The sequence below is a fragment of the Gelidibacter sp. genome (genome assembly GCF_053579655.1).
The window spans coordinates 15,837-32,817 of sequence record NZ_JBMDWE010000016.1 but is presented as its reverse complement, the minus strand read 5'-3'; the positions used below and the strand labels follow the sequence as shown (position 1 = coordinate 32,817).

General features: G+C 37.7%; 17 protein-coding genes and 1 pseudogene. 13 read left to right on the top strand and 5 right to left on the bottom strand.

The genetic code is table 11. The features are described from left to right. Positions 1 to 12 precede the first annotated feature (12 nt). Positions 13 to 2,502 carry a serine hydrolase gene (locus tag ACOH2D_RS09735; protein WP_449535101.1) on the bottom strand — a complete coding sequence of 830 codons (2,490 nt, stop codon included), beginning with the start codon at positions 2,500 to 2,502 and terminating at the stop codon, positions 13 to 15. Between the two features lie 307 nt (positions 2,503 to 2,809). Here ACOH2D_RS09735 and ACOH2D_RS09730 point away from each other — a divergent pair. Further along, positions 2,810 to 3,044, top strand: a pseudogene (locus ACOH2D_RS09730) (transposase); the annotation flags it as partial. Between the two features lie 219 nt (positions 3,045 to 3,263). Here the strand turns inward: ACOH2D_RS09730 and ACOH2D_RS09725 are convergent. From ACOH2D_RS09725 to ACOH2D_RS09710, 4 genes are all read right to left on the bottom strand, one after another. Further along, a complete protein-coding gene (locus ACOH2D_RS09725; protein ID WP_449535100.1) occupies positions 3,264 to 3,662 on the bottom strand; it encodes a rhodanese-like domain-containing protein in 399 nt (132 codons plus the stop codon). Between the two features lie 39 nt (positions 3,663 to 3,701). Then, positions 3,702 to 4,013 carry a rhodanese-like domain-containing protein gene (locus ACOH2D_RS09720; RefSeq protein ID WP_449535099.1) on the bottom strand — a complete coding sequence of 104 codons (312 nt, stop codon included), beginning with the start codon at positions 4,011 to 4,013 and terminating at the stop codon, positions 3,702 to 3,704. Positions 4,014 to 4,146: 133 nt separating this feature from the next. Beyond that, positions 4,147 to 4,752, bottom strand: a complete 606-nt coding sequence (locus tag ACOH2D_RS09715) for a thioredoxin family protein (RefSeq protein ID WP_449535098.1) — start codon at positions 4,750 to 4,752, stop codon at positions 4,147 to 4,149. A gap of 75 nt (positions 4,753 to 4,827) precedes the next feature. Further along, positions 4,828 to 5,355, bottom strand: a complete 528-nt coding sequence (locus tag ACOH2D_RS09710) for a TlpA family protein disulfide reductase (RefSeq protein WP_348038097.1) — start codon at positions 5,353 to 5,355, stop codon at positions 4,828 to 4,830. A 114-nt stretch (positions 5,356 to 5,469) separates the two neighbouring features. On the opposite strand from ACOH2D_RS09710, the gene ACOH2D_RS09705 reads away from it, so the two are divergent. From ACOH2D_RS09705 to ACOH2D_RS09650, 12 genes are all read left to right on the top strand, one after another. Beyond that, entirely contained in the window at positions 5,470 to 5,925 is a 456-nt protein-coding gene (locus ACOH2D_RS09705) for a MarR family winged helix-turn-helix transcriptional regulator (protein WP_348038095.1), read from the top strand. 37 nt (positions 5,926 to 5,962) lie between these two features. Continuing rightward, on the top strand, positions 5,963 to 6,523 hold the full coding sequence (locus ACOH2D_RS09700; protein WP_348038093.1) for a YceI family protein: 561 nt from the start codon (positions 5,963 to 5,965) through the stop codon (positions 6,521 to 6,523). A gap of 328 nt (positions 6,524 to 6,851) precedes the next feature. Continuing rightward, positions 6,852 to 7,151 (top strand): GIY-YIG nuclease family protein, encoded by a 300-nt coding sequence (locus tag ACOH2D_RS09695; RefSeq protein ID WP_449535097.1) that lies wholly within the window; start codon positions 6,852 to 6,854, stop codon positions 7,149 to 7,151. A 66-nt stretch (positions 7,152 to 7,217) separates the two neighbouring features. Next, a complete protein-coding gene (locus ACOH2D_RS09690) occupies positions 7,218 to 8,621 on the top strand; it encodes an anthranilate synthase component I family protein (protein WP_449535139.1) in 1,404 nt (467 codons plus the stop codon). A gap of 202 nt (positions 8,622 to 8,823) precedes the next feature. After that, the gene (locus tag ACOH2D_RS09685; RefSeq protein ID WP_449535096.1) at positions 8,824 to 9,387 is read left to right on the top strand and encodes an anthranilate synthase component II; all 564 of its coding nucleotides are present in this window, start codon (positions 8,824 to 8,826) and stop codon (positions 9,385 to 9,387) included. A 76-nt stretch (positions 9,388 to 9,463) separates the two neighbouring features. Then, on the top strand, positions 9,464 to 10,459 hold the full coding sequence (gene trpD, locus ACOH2D_RS09680; RefSeq protein WP_449535095.1) for an anthranilate phosphoribosyltransferase: 996 nt from the start codon (positions 9,464 to 9,466) through the stop codon (positions 10,457 to 10,459). A gap of 74 nt (positions 10,460 to 10,533) precedes the next feature. Continuing rightward, positions 10,534 to 11,316, top strand: coding sequence for an indole-3-glycerol phosphate synthase TrpC (gene trpC / locus ACOH2D_RS09675; RefSeq protein ID WP_449535094.1), 783 nt, complete (start codon positions 10,534 to 10,536; stop codon positions 11,314 to 11,316). A gap of 23 nt (positions 11,317 to 11,339) precedes the next feature. Further along, positions 11,340 to 12,119 carry a phosphoribosylanthranilate isomerase gene (locus ACOH2D_RS09670; RefSeq protein ID WP_510172140.1) on the top strand — a complete coding sequence of 260 codons (780 nt, stop codon included), beginning with the start codon at positions 11,340 to 11,342 and terminating at the stop codon, positions 12,117 to 12,119. Between the two features lie 76 nt (positions 12,120 to 12,195). Continuing rightward, a complete protein-coding gene (gene trpB, locus ACOH2D_RS09665) occupies positions 12,196 to 13,377 on the top strand; it encodes a tryptophan synthase subunit beta (RefSeq protein WP_348035402.1) in 1,182 nt (393 codons plus the stop codon). Between the two features lie 516 nt (positions 13,378 to 13,893). Then, complete coding sequence (trpA, locus tag ACOH2D_RS09660; RefSeq protein WP_449535092.1) at positions 13,894 to 14,667, top strand: tryptophan synthase subunit alpha; 774 nt, start codon at positions 13,894 to 13,896, stop codon at positions 14,665 to 14,667. Between the two features lie 273 nt (positions 14,668 to 14,940). Then, complete coding sequence (locus ACOH2D_RS09655) at positions 14,941 to 15,393, top strand: tRNA (cytidine(34)-2'-O)-methyltransferase (protein ID WP_348037070.1); 453 nt, start codon at positions 14,941 to 14,943, stop codon at positions 15,391 to 15,393. Positions 15,394 to 15,460: 67 nt separating this feature from the next. Continuing rightward, positions 15,461 to 16,981, top strand: a complete 1,521-nt coding sequence (locus ACOH2D_RS09650; RefSeq protein ID WP_348037072.1) for a bifunctional GNAT family N-acetyltransferase/carbon-nitrogen hydrolase family protein — start codon at positions 15,461 to 15,463, stop codon at positions 16,979 to 16,981.

Here is a 16,981-nt window from a genome sequence, read left to right as displayed (position 1 = left end):
TTCTTTCTGAAATCAATTCCCTCGCTTTACAAATCTCCCCGAAAAATTAGGTACCGCTTTCTGATCGTGATAAACTAGTTTACCATTGACCCAAACATAATTAACTCCTGCAGAAAGGGCCGAAGAATTTTCAACAGTTGCTTTGTCAATAATGGTGTCAGGATCGAACAAAACAAGATCCGCAAAGTAACCAGGTGCAATGAGACCACGATTTTTAATTCCAACATTTTCTGCCGCAAGACTCGTCATTTTTTGAATAGCGTTCTCAAGGGGAATTAGTTTTTGCTCGCGAACATAACGACCGAGCACACGTGTGAAAGATCCATGGCCACGTGGATGACCTCGCATCACTCCATCTGTGCAAATACTGCTAAAAGGCCACTTAATAAAATTACTGATATCAGTTTCACTCATACTTTTAGCTATGATAGTAGCATCTTCTCCAGGTGCAGCAGATTCTCGGATGATGCGCATGAGACTTTGTGCCGTGCTTTCATTATTTATTTTTGCTATTTCACTAACAGTCTTTCCTTGCCATGCAAGATTTGGTGTGTATTTAACCATGACCGAAGCTTCGGGATCAAACAATTCGCGTGTAGCAAATTCAGCACTCTTGAGATTGTCAAAATCTTTATTGGGAAATAAAACACGTGGTGTGGAGTTCCACATAGTGTACGGATAAACGTCAGCTGTAATGTTAATGCCTTCGAGACGTGCCGTTTCTAATTGGCGTAATATTTTATCAGAGTTGCCCCATTTGCTGCGCATCGCAATTTTGATGTGTGTGATCTGCACAGGAATTTTTGCCTGTCTCCCTATTTCAATAATTTCATCAATAGCTTCTTCTAAATGAATGTCTTCACTGCGTAAGTGGCTGATATAGCGACCTCCTTTTAACGCGGCAACTTTAGATAATTCCACTACCTCATCTCGTGTACTGTAAAATGCGGCTTCATATTCGAGGCCGGTGCTTAAGCCAAGTGAACCTTTATCCATCTCACTTTCAAGCATGACCTTCATGGAATCAATTTCTGAATTGGTGGCATTTCGCAATAAGCTGTCTGACATATAATTTTCGCGCAGTGATGCTTGTCCTGTATAAGTAGCGACATTCACACTTGTCGGAATTTTATTTATCGACGCGATAATAGAATCAATAGGTACCGACTCACCATCCTGACCAGCAACAATTGTAGTGATACCTTGGCTAATAACAGCTATAGCCGACGGATGATCTTCGAGTCCTCCGTAGTGATGACTGTGGTTATCAATAAAACCAGGGGAAAGTATTTTTCCATTACCGTCAGTAACAGTCTCGTTAAGGAAAGGCGTGAGTTTACCCAAATCACCAATGCGATCATTAACAATTCGCACACTTGCTTCAAAAGCAGGAAGACCAGTGCCATCAATCACTTTCACATTCGTGATGAGATGGGTAGTGGGTAGTGTGATGGATTTATCTTCCCAAATGTTTCTTATAAGATTATGAGCATAAGAATTGGAAGAGTTGTCAAGTAAGATCAGTGTTTGATTCTTATCGATATAGCGGACAATGAGGGATCCAAAACCTGCCCAATGACCAGTGTGAGCAAGTATTTTACCTGATTCAATAATTTGCCAGCCAAAACCATATTTTGTTTTATCACCATTATTTAACCTGCCTGGTGTGATTGCTTCTGAAAATGTCGATTTCTTTACCAGTTTTTCAGTATAAAGTGCCTGATCCCATTTGTAAAGGTCTTCAACTGAAGCATAAACATTTCCATCGCCTACAATGCCATCAATGCGTGTGAGATCATTCAGTTCTGGTTTACCACCAACATAACGAAAGCCAAACACACGAGATGCTGGATAGGATTTCATAGTAAGATTATATACATAGGTGTTGGATAATTTTAATGGTGCTGTAATTTCTTTTTCAAAGAATTTATCAACGGTTGTCCCGGAAACTTTTTCTATGACAGAAGCAAGCGTTGTATAGTTGGTGTTGCAATACTCCCATCGCTCCCCTGGCTCAAATAAAAGCGCCGGTTTTTTTTCCGCTAGTAATTTGAGCATCGATTGATTCGTGAGCGTATCAAGTAAAATCATATTGCCTTCCGCAATCTCGAAATATTCAGGTAGGCCAGATACTTGGTTCATCAACTGACGAATAGTGATATTATTATAAGGGAAAATGGGCAGATGTTTTTGAACAAGATCATCATAATTCAATTTCCCCTGTTCTTTTAGCATCATGATCATCATGGCATAAAACTGTTTTGATACTGAAGCGAGGTTGAAAGATGAAGCGGATGTTAAGGGTGTTAAAGTTTTAGGGTCGGCAATACCAAACGCCTTCTCATAAAGAACTTTACCCTTTTCCCCGATAAGGACTGTACCATTAAAGAGTTGTCGTTGATTTAAATACGTAAGTACTGAATCAATCCTGGCTATTTTTTCCTTTTGTTGGGAAAAGCTTACTAATGGAATGAACAGTAGGAGAAAGAAAACATTTTTCATGATTATTTTTATTGTAGATAGAAAGAACAGCTTATTAATCTTTTCTTAGACAAAGATTCAATTGTTAAAGACTTGTCGTTAGGAACCATTAAATATCAAGAGCTCTTTATGGTTATCAGCATAATTTAGTTTTACCAATTCTGTTATACCTATATGACATCTATAAATTAATTTTAATGAGCCCAATTAATAGTATAAGTCAGATCATGTCATTCCATAGACAATCGCTTCAAAAAATTATTTAGAAAAAAATCAATAAAAATTCTTCAAAACCGTATGTATTTACTTCAAGTTTAAAAAATTTCAAATGAAAAATATGATGATGACTATGAAGAATAAGATATTGCCCAGAGAACTTTCGGTCATAGAGACCATTAACGACCAATTAAAGAACATTCCTCAAGCAGAACATTCCAGACATAGGAGTTTTGGTAATTTTAATACTCATTTAATCGCCAGTCTTATTGGTTATTCTTTTCAAGAAAAGAAACGAGTATTAAGTTTGAAACACAAATACAACACAATTGGCTCTTTTTTGCTAAATACTTATATCGAACTCAGGTTAAGAGAAAAATCATGGCCTCTTATCGAGCTAAAGTATCCATTTTAGATAAAAATCACAAAAAATGGCTTTAAAAAATTAATTAAATCAGGCTTGAAGTCTAGGTTTTATGTGCTTTTAAAGTTACAAACAAATACCAGAAGCCTTTATAAATGCTGTATTACAAGAATAAATAATAAAAATAAAAAATACCCAATATTTACTGGTCCACCTCTACCTCATGGTCATCAAAACGCCATTGGGTCATGCCACCTTTAAGATCGTAGATTTTGACAAAACCGGCATCCTTAAGTTTTTTGGCGCATTTTGCACTGCGGCCACCAGATCGACAATATAAAATAACTGGCTTTGTTTTGTCCAATTTCTGAATGTCTTGATCAAAGGTTGGCGAATTAAAATCTATATTCTGTGAATTTTTTATAAAGCCGTCAATCCTGTCCTTAGCCGATCTGACATCGACCAATTGTACATCATCCATTTCCATCAACGACAGCATCTCCTCTGGCGTTACCAATGTTATTTGGTCATCAGATTCTTTCTTACAACCTATTAAAAGGAACGTAAAAACTACGACAAAAATCAACGAAATACGTTTCATAGGGATAGGCTTAATTTTCTTATAAAAAAAAATCATGTTTTATTTTGTGGATGGTCCGTTCCAATTACTAAAACCTCCCATTAAGTTATAGGCTTTTTCAAATCCGAGCTGATTCATTATCGAACAGGCTTGCCCGCTGCGAGCTCCAGATCTGCAATACACATAATAACTTTTATCAGGATCCAATTTTTTTATGCCGTCGATAAATTCTTGACCTTTATAAATATCTAAATGAATAGCATTGGGAATATAACCTTCGTTGACTTCCTCTTGGGTTCTTACATCGATAATGACGGCGTTACTGTCATTCTCCAATTGTGATGCCCATTCTTGTTGTGATAAATCTGCCATAGCTATTATATTTAAAAGGACAAAATTAACATTTCTTTATGATATAGACCAAAAAAAATCTGAAGTGTTACACCTCAGATTCATTTTTAACATTTAAACCCAACAAAATTAGGCGTTTTTCAAGGATTCCTCTTTATAGTCTAATGGAGCAACCTATGGCTCTGGTTTCAGTCTGTTTAATCGGTTGTCCAGCTAAAAGTGCATCAACCGCGTTTTCAACATATTTAGTTTGGACGGCTTGGGCATCTTGATAGTTGTCATCAATGGCACCTATATATTTAACCTCATTCCCTTTAGTGCTTTTTTGAATCAAATAAACTTGAGGCGTTTTCGTCGCGCCATATTGCGGAGAAATTTTCTGCCCTTCATCCATTAAGTATGGAAACGTAAAGCCTTTTTGTTTCGCTCTTTGCTTCATGGCTTCCATATTATCTTTAGGCTGAATGTCCGTATTATTTGGCATGATGGCAATAACAGGATAGCCTTTAGATGCGTATTTTTTATCGAGAGCTACAATTCTATCTTCATAAGACACCGAATAAGGACAGGTATTACACGTAAAAATGACGATAAAACCTTTAGCATCTTTGTAATCAGATAACGAGACCATTTTGTCATCAATATTTTTCAATTTGAAATCGGTGGCGATATCTCCAATTTTATAGCCGCTACTAACGGTTGTAAATGCCGATAATCCAACAATCGCAATTACAGCGAAAATTCCTATTATTTTTTTCATGACTTTATTTTAAATCGTTTTCTGGTCTAGTCTACTCAATAATTATTCCATTGTGTAAATTAGAAAGGACGAGGATTATTTTAAAAATTGTTTTAATTCGGTTTCTAATTCTTCATAAGTAAAAGTCTGCTCATAAAACTGTCGTTTATCTTTATTAAAAATAAGAGTTGCAGGAATGGCGCCAGACCAATCCGGATTAATTGCCGGAATCCAAGTGTTGGAATCCATGTCATTCAAAGCTACGACTTTCGATTTTAATTCATGTTTTTTTACAAACGGCTTTAAATGGGAATCATACTTTTTAGGGAAATCCAAACTTACCAATAACACTTCCACATTTTTATCAGCATAAGCGGCATTTACGGCTTCAAAATAAGGCAACTCCTTAATACAAGGTGCACACCAGGTCGCCCAAAAATTGACGATATAAACTTTATCGGTGTCCGTTTCCAAAAATGGCTTTAGACCTTCAAAATCGTAAACCTCCAAAGGCTCTGCCACATATTTAGAAGTTTCATCAGTGGTTGAATGCCATGTGGACGGGCTTGTTTCATTCTTACAAGACGTCATAATAACTACAAATAATACTAATAAGGTTCTCATGGTATAAAAATATAACTCCCTTTGCCGTCCAATTAAACTTTAACAAAAAATTATAGCTTCAGTTGATCGCAAATCAAAAAACCAAACGTACATTTGTATATACAATTGTTGTACATGAAAGAGATAGAACATATCATAATGACCAGTAGCCAAATTCCCTTGGCAAAACGGACCGTTTTGAATATTTCGTATACCAGTGTTGCGATTAAAGATACCATTTCAAACATCTTAAAACCTTTTGATATTTCTGTTGAACAGTTTAATGTGCTCAGAATATTAAGAGGTCAAAAAGGAAAGGCTGCCAACCTTCAAGACATTCAAAATCGGATGGTCAGTAAAATGAGTAATACCACAAGATTGGTCGACAAGCTTATTTTAAAAGACTTCGTGGAGCGTTTTGTATGTAAAAAAAATCGCAGAAAAGTTGAAATATTCATTACCGCGCAAGGTTTAGAATTTTTAAAAGAAATAGATCCTTTGATCGAAAATACAGAAGCAAAATTAATGTCGTCCTTAACGACAGAAGAACTCAAAACCTTAAATATTTTATTAACAAAGCTTAGAAATTAAACATTAATTCAATTACAATTAAAAAAAAGAAAACCTTATGAAAATTACATTTATTCTAGCCATTGCTTTTGCAGCAAGCACATTCAACGTTTCAACCAAAAAGAACGTCGACGTCGTTAACAGTGAAATCACTTGGAAAGGCCGAAAAATAACAGGCGAACATGAAGGCACCATAAAACTTCAAGAAGGCACCTTGCATTTTGATGGCAAAAAACAATTAACTGGCGGTACATTTATTATGAATATGTCTTCCTTAAATGTTACGGATTTAGAAGGCGAAATGAAAGGTAAACTTGAAGGCCATTTAAAATCAGATGATTTTTTCGGTACGGACAACCACGCTACTTCAAAATTTGTGATCACTAAAGTTCAAGGAAAAAACGGGAAATATAAAGTCACTGGAGATTTGACCATCAAAGGCATCACCTTTCCTAATACTTTTGATATGACCGTAAAAGAAAACAACACCGCTACAGCCAACTTAAAAGTGGACAGAACAAAATACGAGATTAAATACGGATCAGCAAGTTTCTTTGATGGCCTTAAAGACAAAGCTATTTACGATGAATTTGAGTTAAACGTTACCCTTAAATTTTAAATCAAAAAGTGATTAATAGCACGTTTTATTGATTGGGATCCTGCAACTGCAGGATTCTTTTTTTAAAATTTCTTTCGAAATAATTTGAAAACTTAAATTTTCATTTCTATATTTGGCAAAACAATAACATGAACACAAATTTAAATCATACTTGGTGGTGGAACTTTTCGAAACAACATTCGTGAGGTAACGCTATAGGTATATTTAAATATTAATATAAAAAAGGCTTGTCATTCACGACAGGCCTTTTTTCATTTGTAGTAATTGTCATTTCCACGAAGGCGGAAATCCACAAGAGAAGTTATATATAATGTGACAAGATTCAATTATGTTTCAAGAAAAAACCTTCTTTGTTTATATTATGACAAATACGTACAACACTGTAATTTATGTCGGTTTTTCAGGTCAAATCAATGAAAGGATTCATCAACATAAGAAGAAATATAGTAAAGGATTCGCCAATAAATACAATTTGAACAAAATTGTGTATTATGAAAAATTTGAATATGCGATGGAGGCCATTAAAAGAGAAAAGCAAATCAAAAAGTGGAATCGAGAATGGAAAATAAATCTTATTAAAGATTTTAATCCCAATTGGGACGATTTATCACATTTTTTAAAAGAATAAAATTATTAAGATTTCCGTACCTGTCTACCGACAGTCAGATACACAGAAATGACATTAGAAATTTATATGAAAACTTACAGTCTATACACACATTACAAAAAAATTCTTGCAGACACGATCACGCCTGTGAGCATTTACTTGAAAATCAGGGATAAATATCCGAACAGCATTCTTTTGGAAAGTAGTGACTACCATGGCAATGACAACAGTTTTTCCTACATCTGTTGCAATCCGATCGCGTCGATAAAAGTCAAAAATGAAGTGATTACTGAAACATTTCCTGATAAAAGTATCACCACACAGACCATTGATGCCGCTACGGATGTCGCTCGTGTTATCCATAACTTCACACAACGTTTTAAGATCCATTCTGATGACACGTTTAAGTTCATCAATAATGGTATTTTCGGGTACATTGCTTATGATGCGGTTCGATATTTTGAAGATGTTGAAATCTCAAAAAAAGAAGACCATCAAGATATTCCGGATATTTATTATGCCGTTTATCAAAACATTATTGCCATCAACCACTTTAAAAATGAGGCCTACGTGTTTGCGCATTGTTTTGATACCGAAAATAATATTGACGAAATATTACAACTCATCAAATCAAAAAACTTCGCCGCTTTTAATTTTTCAACCTCGGGAGAAACGTTTTCCAATTCAACGGACAACGAATATAAAGAGCAAGTATTGCTAGCAAAAAAACACTGTGCTAGAGGCGATGTGTTTCAATTGGTACTATCAAAAAAATTCTCACAACAATTTAAAGGCGATGAATTTAACGTATATCGTGCTTTGAGAAGTATCAATCCGTCGCCCTACCTCTTCTATTTTGATTATGGCGATTTTAAAATTTTTGGAAGTTCCCCTGAAGCACAATTGGTCATCCACGGAGACAAAGCAGAAATTCATCCTATTGCCGGCACTTTTAAACGTACGGGAAATGATGAAAAAGATGCAGAACTCGCCAAACAATTAGCCATTGACGACAAAGAAAATGCGGAACACGTCATGCTGGTCGATTTGGCACGAAACGACCTCAGTCGTAATGGAAGTCAGGTCACTGTCGAAAAATATAGAGAAGTTCAATTTTTCTCACACGTCATTCACTTAGTAAGCAAGGTCACAGGCAAAAAGCACGAGGACACGACCACCATGCAAATGGTAGCCGATACCTTTCCAGCAGGAACATTATGTGGTGCGCCAAAATTCAAGGCCATGCAGCTCATTGAAAAATACGAAAAAACAAGTCGTGATTTTTATGGTGGTGCTATTGGTTTTATGGATTTTGAAGGCAACTTCAACCATGCCATTATGATTCGAACCTTCTTGAGTAAAAACCATCACTTGCATTGGCAGGCTGGTGCCGGAATAGTTTCCAAGTCAAAACCTGAGGATGAACTTCAGGAAGTATATAATAAATTAGGAGCATTGACCAAGGCGATTGAGATGGCTGAGGAGATTTAAGAGGAAAGTATTGAAACAGCAAATAATTCCTTCCCTTATTTCAAGGGAAGGTGGATTCAGTTTCAGAAAAGAAACTGAAGACGGAAGGGTTTATTTTGAGCTAAATTCAAGTTACGCGATAGACCGAAAATGGAATCCAAAAAGATTCAAAAAACAAAATTTAACTTTTTAATCTGAGATCCCCGCCGTCGCGGGAATAAATATGAAAGTACTAGTTATAGACAATTACGACAGTTTTACTTACAACCTCGTTCATTATCTTGAAGATTTGGGCTGCGAGGTTACTGTAAGACGAAACGATCAACTAACCTTAGACGAGGTAGACGCTTTTGAAAAAATCGTATTATCCCCAGGGCCAGGACTTCCTGAAGAAGCGGGATTATTAAAAGCCATCATCAAAACTTACGCGCCAACAAAAAGTATATTGGGCGTGTGCTTGGGTCAGCAGGCCATTGCCGAAGTTTATGGAGGCACTTTGATCAATTTGGATTCAGTGTATCATGGTGTGGCCACTAAAGTAACCAGTTGCGTAACTGACGAATCTCTTTTCAACGGCTTGGATAAAACCATTGAAGTTGGGCGTTATCATTCTTGGGTCGTCGATCCAAATTTACCAGAAGTATTGGAAGCTACCTCCTTTGATGAAAATGGTCAAGTGATGTCCTTACGTCATAAAGTGTACGATTTAAAAGGGGTACAATACCATCCAGAATCGGTATTGACACCTCAGGGGAAAAAGATCTTGGAAAATTGGATAAATCAGTAAGCAGTTTTCAGTCTTCAGTTGGCAGTCAAATCAAGATCCAGCCGAAGACTGAAGACGGACTGCAGACTTTAATATTATGAAACACATACTCAACAGACTCATCAACCAAGAAAGCATCTCAAGCGAAGAAGCCAAACACGTCTTGGTAAATATCTCAAAAGGCGACTACAACCAAAGCCAAATTGCATCTTTCCTTACGGTTTATATGATGCGAAGCGTGACCATTGAAGAACTGCAAGGTTTTAGGGACGCTCTTTTAGAATTGTGCTTGCACGTCGATTTAGCCGACTATAATGGCATCGATTTATGTGGCACAGGTGGTGATGGAAAAGATACGTTTAACATTTCAACCTTGGCTTCATTTGTGACGGCAGGCGCCGGTGTCAATGTTACCAAACATGGCAATTATGGTGTTTCTTCGGCTTGTGGCTCTTCCAATGTCATGGAATATTTAGGCATTAAATTCACTTCAGATATCGATTTTTTGAAACGTTCTTTGGATGAGGCTGGCATTTGTGTATTGCACGCGCCGCTCTTCCACCCTGCGATGAAAAATGTGGCCCCGATCCGGAAGGATTTGGCTGTAAAAACTTTTTTCAATATGTTGGGGCCCATGGTAAATCCGGCATTTCCAAAAAACCAATTGGTCGGCGTATTTAATTTAGAATTGCTCAGAATGTATAGCTACCTCTACCAAAACACCGATATCAACTATACCATTCTACATGCTTTGGATGGCTATGATGAAATCTCATTGACCGGACCAACCAAAGTGATCAGAAACAGTTCAGAAACCATAATCACTCCCGATTTTTTTGGAGTGAACACTCTAGAACAAAGTGATATTTACGGCGGCGATTCTGTAGAAGATGCAGCAAAAATATTTACGAAAATATTAAATGGCCAAGGTAGCGAAGCGCAAAACAATGTCGTTTGTGCCAATGCCGCCATGGCGATTGCTACGGTAACCCAAAAATCGGTAGAAGATAGTTTTGAAGCAGCAAAAGCATCTTTGTTAAGCGGAAAAGCGAAAGCGAAATTTGAAAAATTAGTTGAAATAAGTAAAATTTAGTCCGCAGTCTTCAGTCCACAGTAAGCAATCCAACCTACTGAAGACTGATGACTGCAGACTGCAGACTGAAAAACATGAATATATTAGACCATATCGTCGCAGACAAACGCAAAGAAGTTGATTTAAGAAGATCAATCATTCCAACGTCACAATTGGAACGATCGGTTTTGTTTGACCGAGACACAGTTTCACTTACCGAAAGATTAAGAAACAGTACTTCAGGTATCATTGCCGAGCACAAACGCCGTTCACCATCAAAATCTGTGATCAATCAGACACTAAGTGTCTTTGATGTCGCACAAGGTTATGAATCGGCGGGAGTTTGTGGCATGTCGGTTTTAACCGATGCTAAATATTTTGGCGGCTCATTGGACGATTTACTTTTGGCAAGAGCCAGTTGTCAATTGCCTTTGTTGCGTAAAGAATTCATCATCCATCCCTACCAAATCTTGGAAGCCAAAGCTTACGGTGCCGATGTCATTTTGCTCATTGCGTCTATTTTATCCAAAGTAGAAATTAAACAATTTTCAGAATTGGCAAAAGGCCTAAACCTCGAAGTGCTTTTAGAAATCCATAATGAAGATGAACTAAACAAATCCGTTATGCCTAGTTTAGATATGATTGGTGTTAATAACAGAAACTTAAAAACATTTGAAGTCAGTTTGGAAACCAGCAAACATTTAAGCTCGTTAATTCCTAATGACTTTTTAAAAATATCAGAAAGTGGCATAAGTAATATTGAAGCAATCAAAGCGTTGAAACCTTATGGATACCGAGGCTTTTTAATTGGAGAAAACTTCATGAAAACCGATAATGCGGGAGAAAGTGCAAGGACTTTTATAAAAGAATTACAATAAATTAGAGAATAACCTAAAGTTAAATGAACAGCAAAATCATCATAAAAACTCCAAATCAAAACCCCTCTCTTTCTGAAAGGGCTGGGGTAAGGATCAAAATTTGTGGTATGAAATATCAGAATAACATTGCTGATATTGCTGAGCTTCAACCAGATTATCTTGGGTTTATATTTTATGAGAAATCCTCTCGTTTTTTCAATGGCATCATTCCGAAGTTGCCTAAAAACATCAAGAAAGTTGGTGTTTTTGTGAATGCATCTATTGAGGAGATTGTAGTAAAAGTAGAACATTATGGTTTAGATTTAGTTCAGTTGCACGGGGAGGAAACAGTGGGGTTTTGCGAGGAACTGAAACGTCATTTCAAGGAGGACAACGATGAAGTAATCTCCAGATTGCCACGCTCCGCTCGCAATGACAATGAGATTCCTGCCTTCGCAGGAATTATTAAAGTTTTCTCAATCAAAGACCATTTCAATTTTGAACATTTAAAACCTTATGAATCGGTATGCGATTACTTTTTGTTTGATACCAAAGGACAATTACCAGGAGGTAATGGCTATACCTTTAATTGGGAAGTATTAAAAAACTATCCTTCAACCAAACCATACTTTTTAAGTGGCGGAATTGGTTTAGAGGAAGTTGATAACATCAACGAATTCCTGCGAAAGCAGGAATCTCAATATTGCCATGCCATTGACATCAACAGCAAATTTGAAATTGAACCTGGACTAAAGAATATCACATCATTAAAAGAATTTAAAAATAGAATTAAACCAGACCTCACAGATTTGGAAAACCTGTGAGGTCTTTTGAACCAATAAAATAGGAGATTAGCTGCGCTGAACCTAACGGTTTCCCGCCTTCTCGTGAATGAAGACTATGACATACAACATCAACAACAAAGGTTATTACGGCGAATTTGGAGGCGCATACATTCCAGAAATGCTCTATCCAAATGTGGAAGAATTACGTCAAAACTATCTCAAAGTTATGGCTGAGCCAGAATTCCAGGAAGAATTCAATGCCTTGCTTAAGGATTACGTTGGCCGCCCTTCCCCACTCTATTTCGCAAAGCGATTGAGCGCGAAGTACAATACCAAGATTTACTTAAAGCGCGAGGACCTGAATCATACAGGTGCGCACAAAATCAACAATACCATTGGACAGATTCTGATGGCCAAACGCCTCGGAAAACACCGCATCATCGCTGAAACTGGCGCTGGTCAACATGGTGTGGCAACAGCAACTGTTTGCGCACTAATGGGCTTGGAATGCATTGTGTATATGGGCGAAATCGACATTGCCCGTCAAGCGCCAAACGTTGCCCGAATGAAGATGTTGGGCGCAACAGTAGTTCCCGCACTTTCGGGAAGTCGCACCTTAAAAGACGCGACTAACGAGGCCATTCGCGATTGGATTAACAATCCTGTCGACACCCATTATATTATCGGTAGTGTGGTTGGTCCGCATCCTTATCCCGATATGGTCGCGCGTTTTCAAGCAGTTGTTTCTGAGGAAATCCAATGGCAACTCAAGGAAAAAGAAGGCACTACCAAACCAGACTATGTCGTGGCATGCGTTGGTGGTGGCAGTAATGCTGCTGGGGCATTCTATCACTTTTTGGACGATACAGAGGTTAAACTCATTGCTGCCGAAGCCGCCGGAAAAGGCGTGCACTCCGGCGAAAGTGCTGCCACATCAGTACTCGGAAACGAAGGCATTATCCATGGCAGTAAAACACTGTTGATGCAAACTCCTGACGGACAAATCACAGAACCTTATAGTATTTCGGCTGGATTGGATTATCCTGGTGTCGGCCCGATGCACGCCCATTTGTTCAAAAGCGGCCGTGCAGAATTTATAGCTATTACCGATGATGACGCAATGAACGCGGGCATGGAATTATGCAAAATGGAAGGCATCATTCCCGCCATTGAAAGCTCGCATGCCTTAGCTGTTTTTGAACATAAAAAGTTTCAACCAGATGATATCATCGTGGTCAGCCTTTCAGGGCGTGGGGATAAGGATTTGGAAACTTATATCAAACACTTTAATCTTTAGTATTTGGGCGTTCCCCTAGCGGGTCAGGCTGTCGGCAGTCGCTCTCTTCGAGGAGCTCCAACAATGCCTCCATCCTTAACGCAAATTCGGAAGATTAATTAAGAGTTGATATTTATATACTAATCGTGAATATAAAAATCCTTTCCTCGTACATTGAGCTTGTCGAAATGAAAGGAAAGAGAATTCAGAAATTATAGAAAATTTAAACACCTATTTTGAATTGTAAAACTCAATAAACTCCTTCCTCGATCATTGAGCTTGTCGAAATGAAGGGAAGGTGGCTTCATCCCCAGAAAACAGGATGAAGACGGAAGGGTTTAATTAAAAAAAAATAAACCACCTCGACTTCAATTCCTTTTCTGGAATTGAAGCCACTCCTCCTTTAAAAGGAGTAGAATTAAAACATGTACAGACAAACTATTAATCGACATACATTCGTGTATTCGTGGCAACAAAAAATAAAGCATATTTAACAAGATAGATTTCCGCCTTCGCGGAAATGAAAATAAATTTTCAATGAACAGAATCAACAAAAAACTACAAGAAAATAGTGACGAGAAGTTACTTTCTATATACTTTACCGCAGGATATCCAAACCTTAACGACACCGTTTCCATCATTCAAGACTTGGAGAAAAGTGGTGTGGGCATGATTGAAATAGGTTTGCCATTCAGCGATCCCTTGGCCGATGGACCAACCATTCAAGCAAGTTCAACACAGGCTTTAAAGAATGGAATGACTACAAAAATTCTTTTTGAGCAACTCAAGGATATCCGTAAAACCGTGAGTATTCCTTTGGTTATTATGGGCTATTTCAATCCCATATTGCAATATGGCGTGGAAGATTTCTGCAAAAAATGTTCAGAGGTTGGTGTCGACGGACTTATTATCCCCGATTTACCTGTGGATGTCTATGATGACCAGTACAAATCCCTATTTGAAAAGTATGGCATTATCAATGTATTTTTAATTACACCACAAACGCCTGATGAACGGGTACGCTATATTGATTCCATATCCAATGGCTTTATCTATATGGTAAGCAGCGCCAGTGTTACAGGAAGCAGCTCTGGATTTGGAAATCAACAAACAGATTATTTCAAGCGTATTGCCGATATGAACTTGAAAAATCCCCAAGTAATCGGTTTTGGGATTTCTGACCATGAAACTTTTACACAGGCTACCAAATATGCCAAAGGCGCTATTATAGGCAGTGCATTTATTAAGCATCTAAATACGGAAGGCACGGGCAAAATAAACAGTTATATCGACCAATTTTTAAAGCCGTAAAACCATTGAAGGGCAACCTCCGCCCTAAACTTTAAGACAATCTTAATAAAAATCACGGCGATTTTCCGTAACTTCTCGTTTCATAAAAATGAAGCGGAAATCATGAGAGTCATCGAGAAAAAAACTATAAAGAATAATATATCTAAAATTTAATTTTCACGTATTTCAAAAAGAAACCTATTCATATCTTTACGAGTAGGTTTCTTTTTGGTTTATGAATTTCATCAAAAACATATTTAACCCCTATAAAACAATTCTAATTAAATCAACCATATGCCCTTAAACATTGTACTAATCGAACCCGAAATCCCAAATAATACCGGTAATATTGGCCGATTGGCCCTAGCTTCTGGTTCCCATTTGCATTTGGTAAAACCTTTCGGATTTGAAATCACTGATGCACGACTTAAACGCGCCGGACTGGATTATTGGCCACATGTCCATATTACCACCTATGAAAATGCAGCCGAGTTTTTCGAACAGCATCAAGACAAGAAAATGGCTTTTTTATCCAGTCATGGCGATAAGGATTATTGGGATATTCCTTTTGAAGAGAATCTCTTTTTGGTATTCGGAAAGGAATCGGTTGGCTTATCCAAAGACATTATTGAAGCACATAAAGAACAGTTGTATAAAATCCCATTGTTCAGTGACCATGTCCGCAGTTTAAACCTTGCCAATGCAGTTGCCATTGTCGCTTATGAAGGCATCAAAGCCTTAAAATAGTATTTTTAAAATTGATAATCTCTCTGATTATCGCTACTCAAAAGATCAACAAAAATTGAATGACACCATGGAAGACATTGATAATATCGAATTAAAATATTTAAACCTGGAAGATTACCAGGAGCTTAAGGAGGCCATGATTGCGTCCTATACCACTATGCCAGATGCTTTCTGGCGCGAAGGTCAAATTAAGAAACTGATCGATAAATTTCCCGAAGGCCAAGTGGTCATTAAAATCAATGGGCATATTGCAGGATGCGCCTTAAGCATCATTGTGGATTATAACACATTTGAGGACAACCATACCTATAAAGACATTACTGGCGATTACACTTTTAGCACGCATACCAATGATGGAGATGTCATTTATGGCATTGATGTGTTTATCAAACCAGAGTATAGAGGTTTGCGTTTGGGCCGCCGACTATACGATTACCGAAAAGAATTGTGCGAACGTTTAAACTTAAGAGGTCTGGCCTTTGGTGGCCGTATTCCCAACTATCATAAATATGCCGACAAGTTATCGCCTAAAGAATATATCGACAAGGTACGTCGTAAGGAAATCCATGATCCGGTGCTTAACTTTCAAATCTCCAATGATTTTCATCCCACCAGAATTCTAAAAAATTATTTGGAAGGTGATGCGTCATCTAAGGATTATGCCGTGCTGTTGGAATGGGACAATATCTATTACGAGAAAAAGTCAAAAAAAGCCACAGCTATCAAAAAGATTGTCCGTTTAGGCTTGGTACAATGGCAAATGCGATTGTATAAAGATATGGACGAAATGATGCAGCAAGCAGAGTTTTTTATTGATTCCGTTTCAGGATATCGCAGTGATTTTGCTTTGTTTCCAGAATTTTTCAATGCGCCTTTAATGGCAGGAACCAATCATTTATCGACCGCTGAAGCCATCCGGGAATTGGCAAAACATACCGAAGAAATGGTACAACGATTTTCAAAATTGGCCATTTCGTATAACATCAACATCATTACCGGCAGTATGCCTGAGATGGTCGACAATAAACTTTATAATGTGGGGTATTTATGTCGACGTGATGGGAGTACCGAACGTTTTGAAAAACTGCACATCACGCCAGATGAAGCCAAAGTATGGGGCATGGTCGGTGGCAAAAAACTCCAAACATTTGATACAGATTGTGGCAAAATAGGCGTGCTCATTTGCTATGATGTTGAGTTTCCTGAATTGAGCCGAATCTTGGCCGATGAAGGTATGGACATCCTATTCGTACCGTTTTTAACCGATACCCAAAACGGGTTTTCGCGTGTGCGCCATTGTGCACAGGCGAGAGCCATTGAAAATGAATGTTATGTTGCCATAGCAGGAAGTGTGGGCAATTTGCCAAATGTTGAAAACATGGACATTCAATACGCACAATCTATGGTATTTACACCTTGTGACTTTGCCTTTCCAACTAACGGAATCAAGGCAGAAGCTACACCAAACGCTGAAATGATCCTAATTGCGGATGTGGATATTGACCTTTTAAGAGAGTTGAACCAATTTGGAAGTGTCAGAAATTTAAAGGATCGCAGAACAGATTTATTTGAATTAAAAAAGAAATAA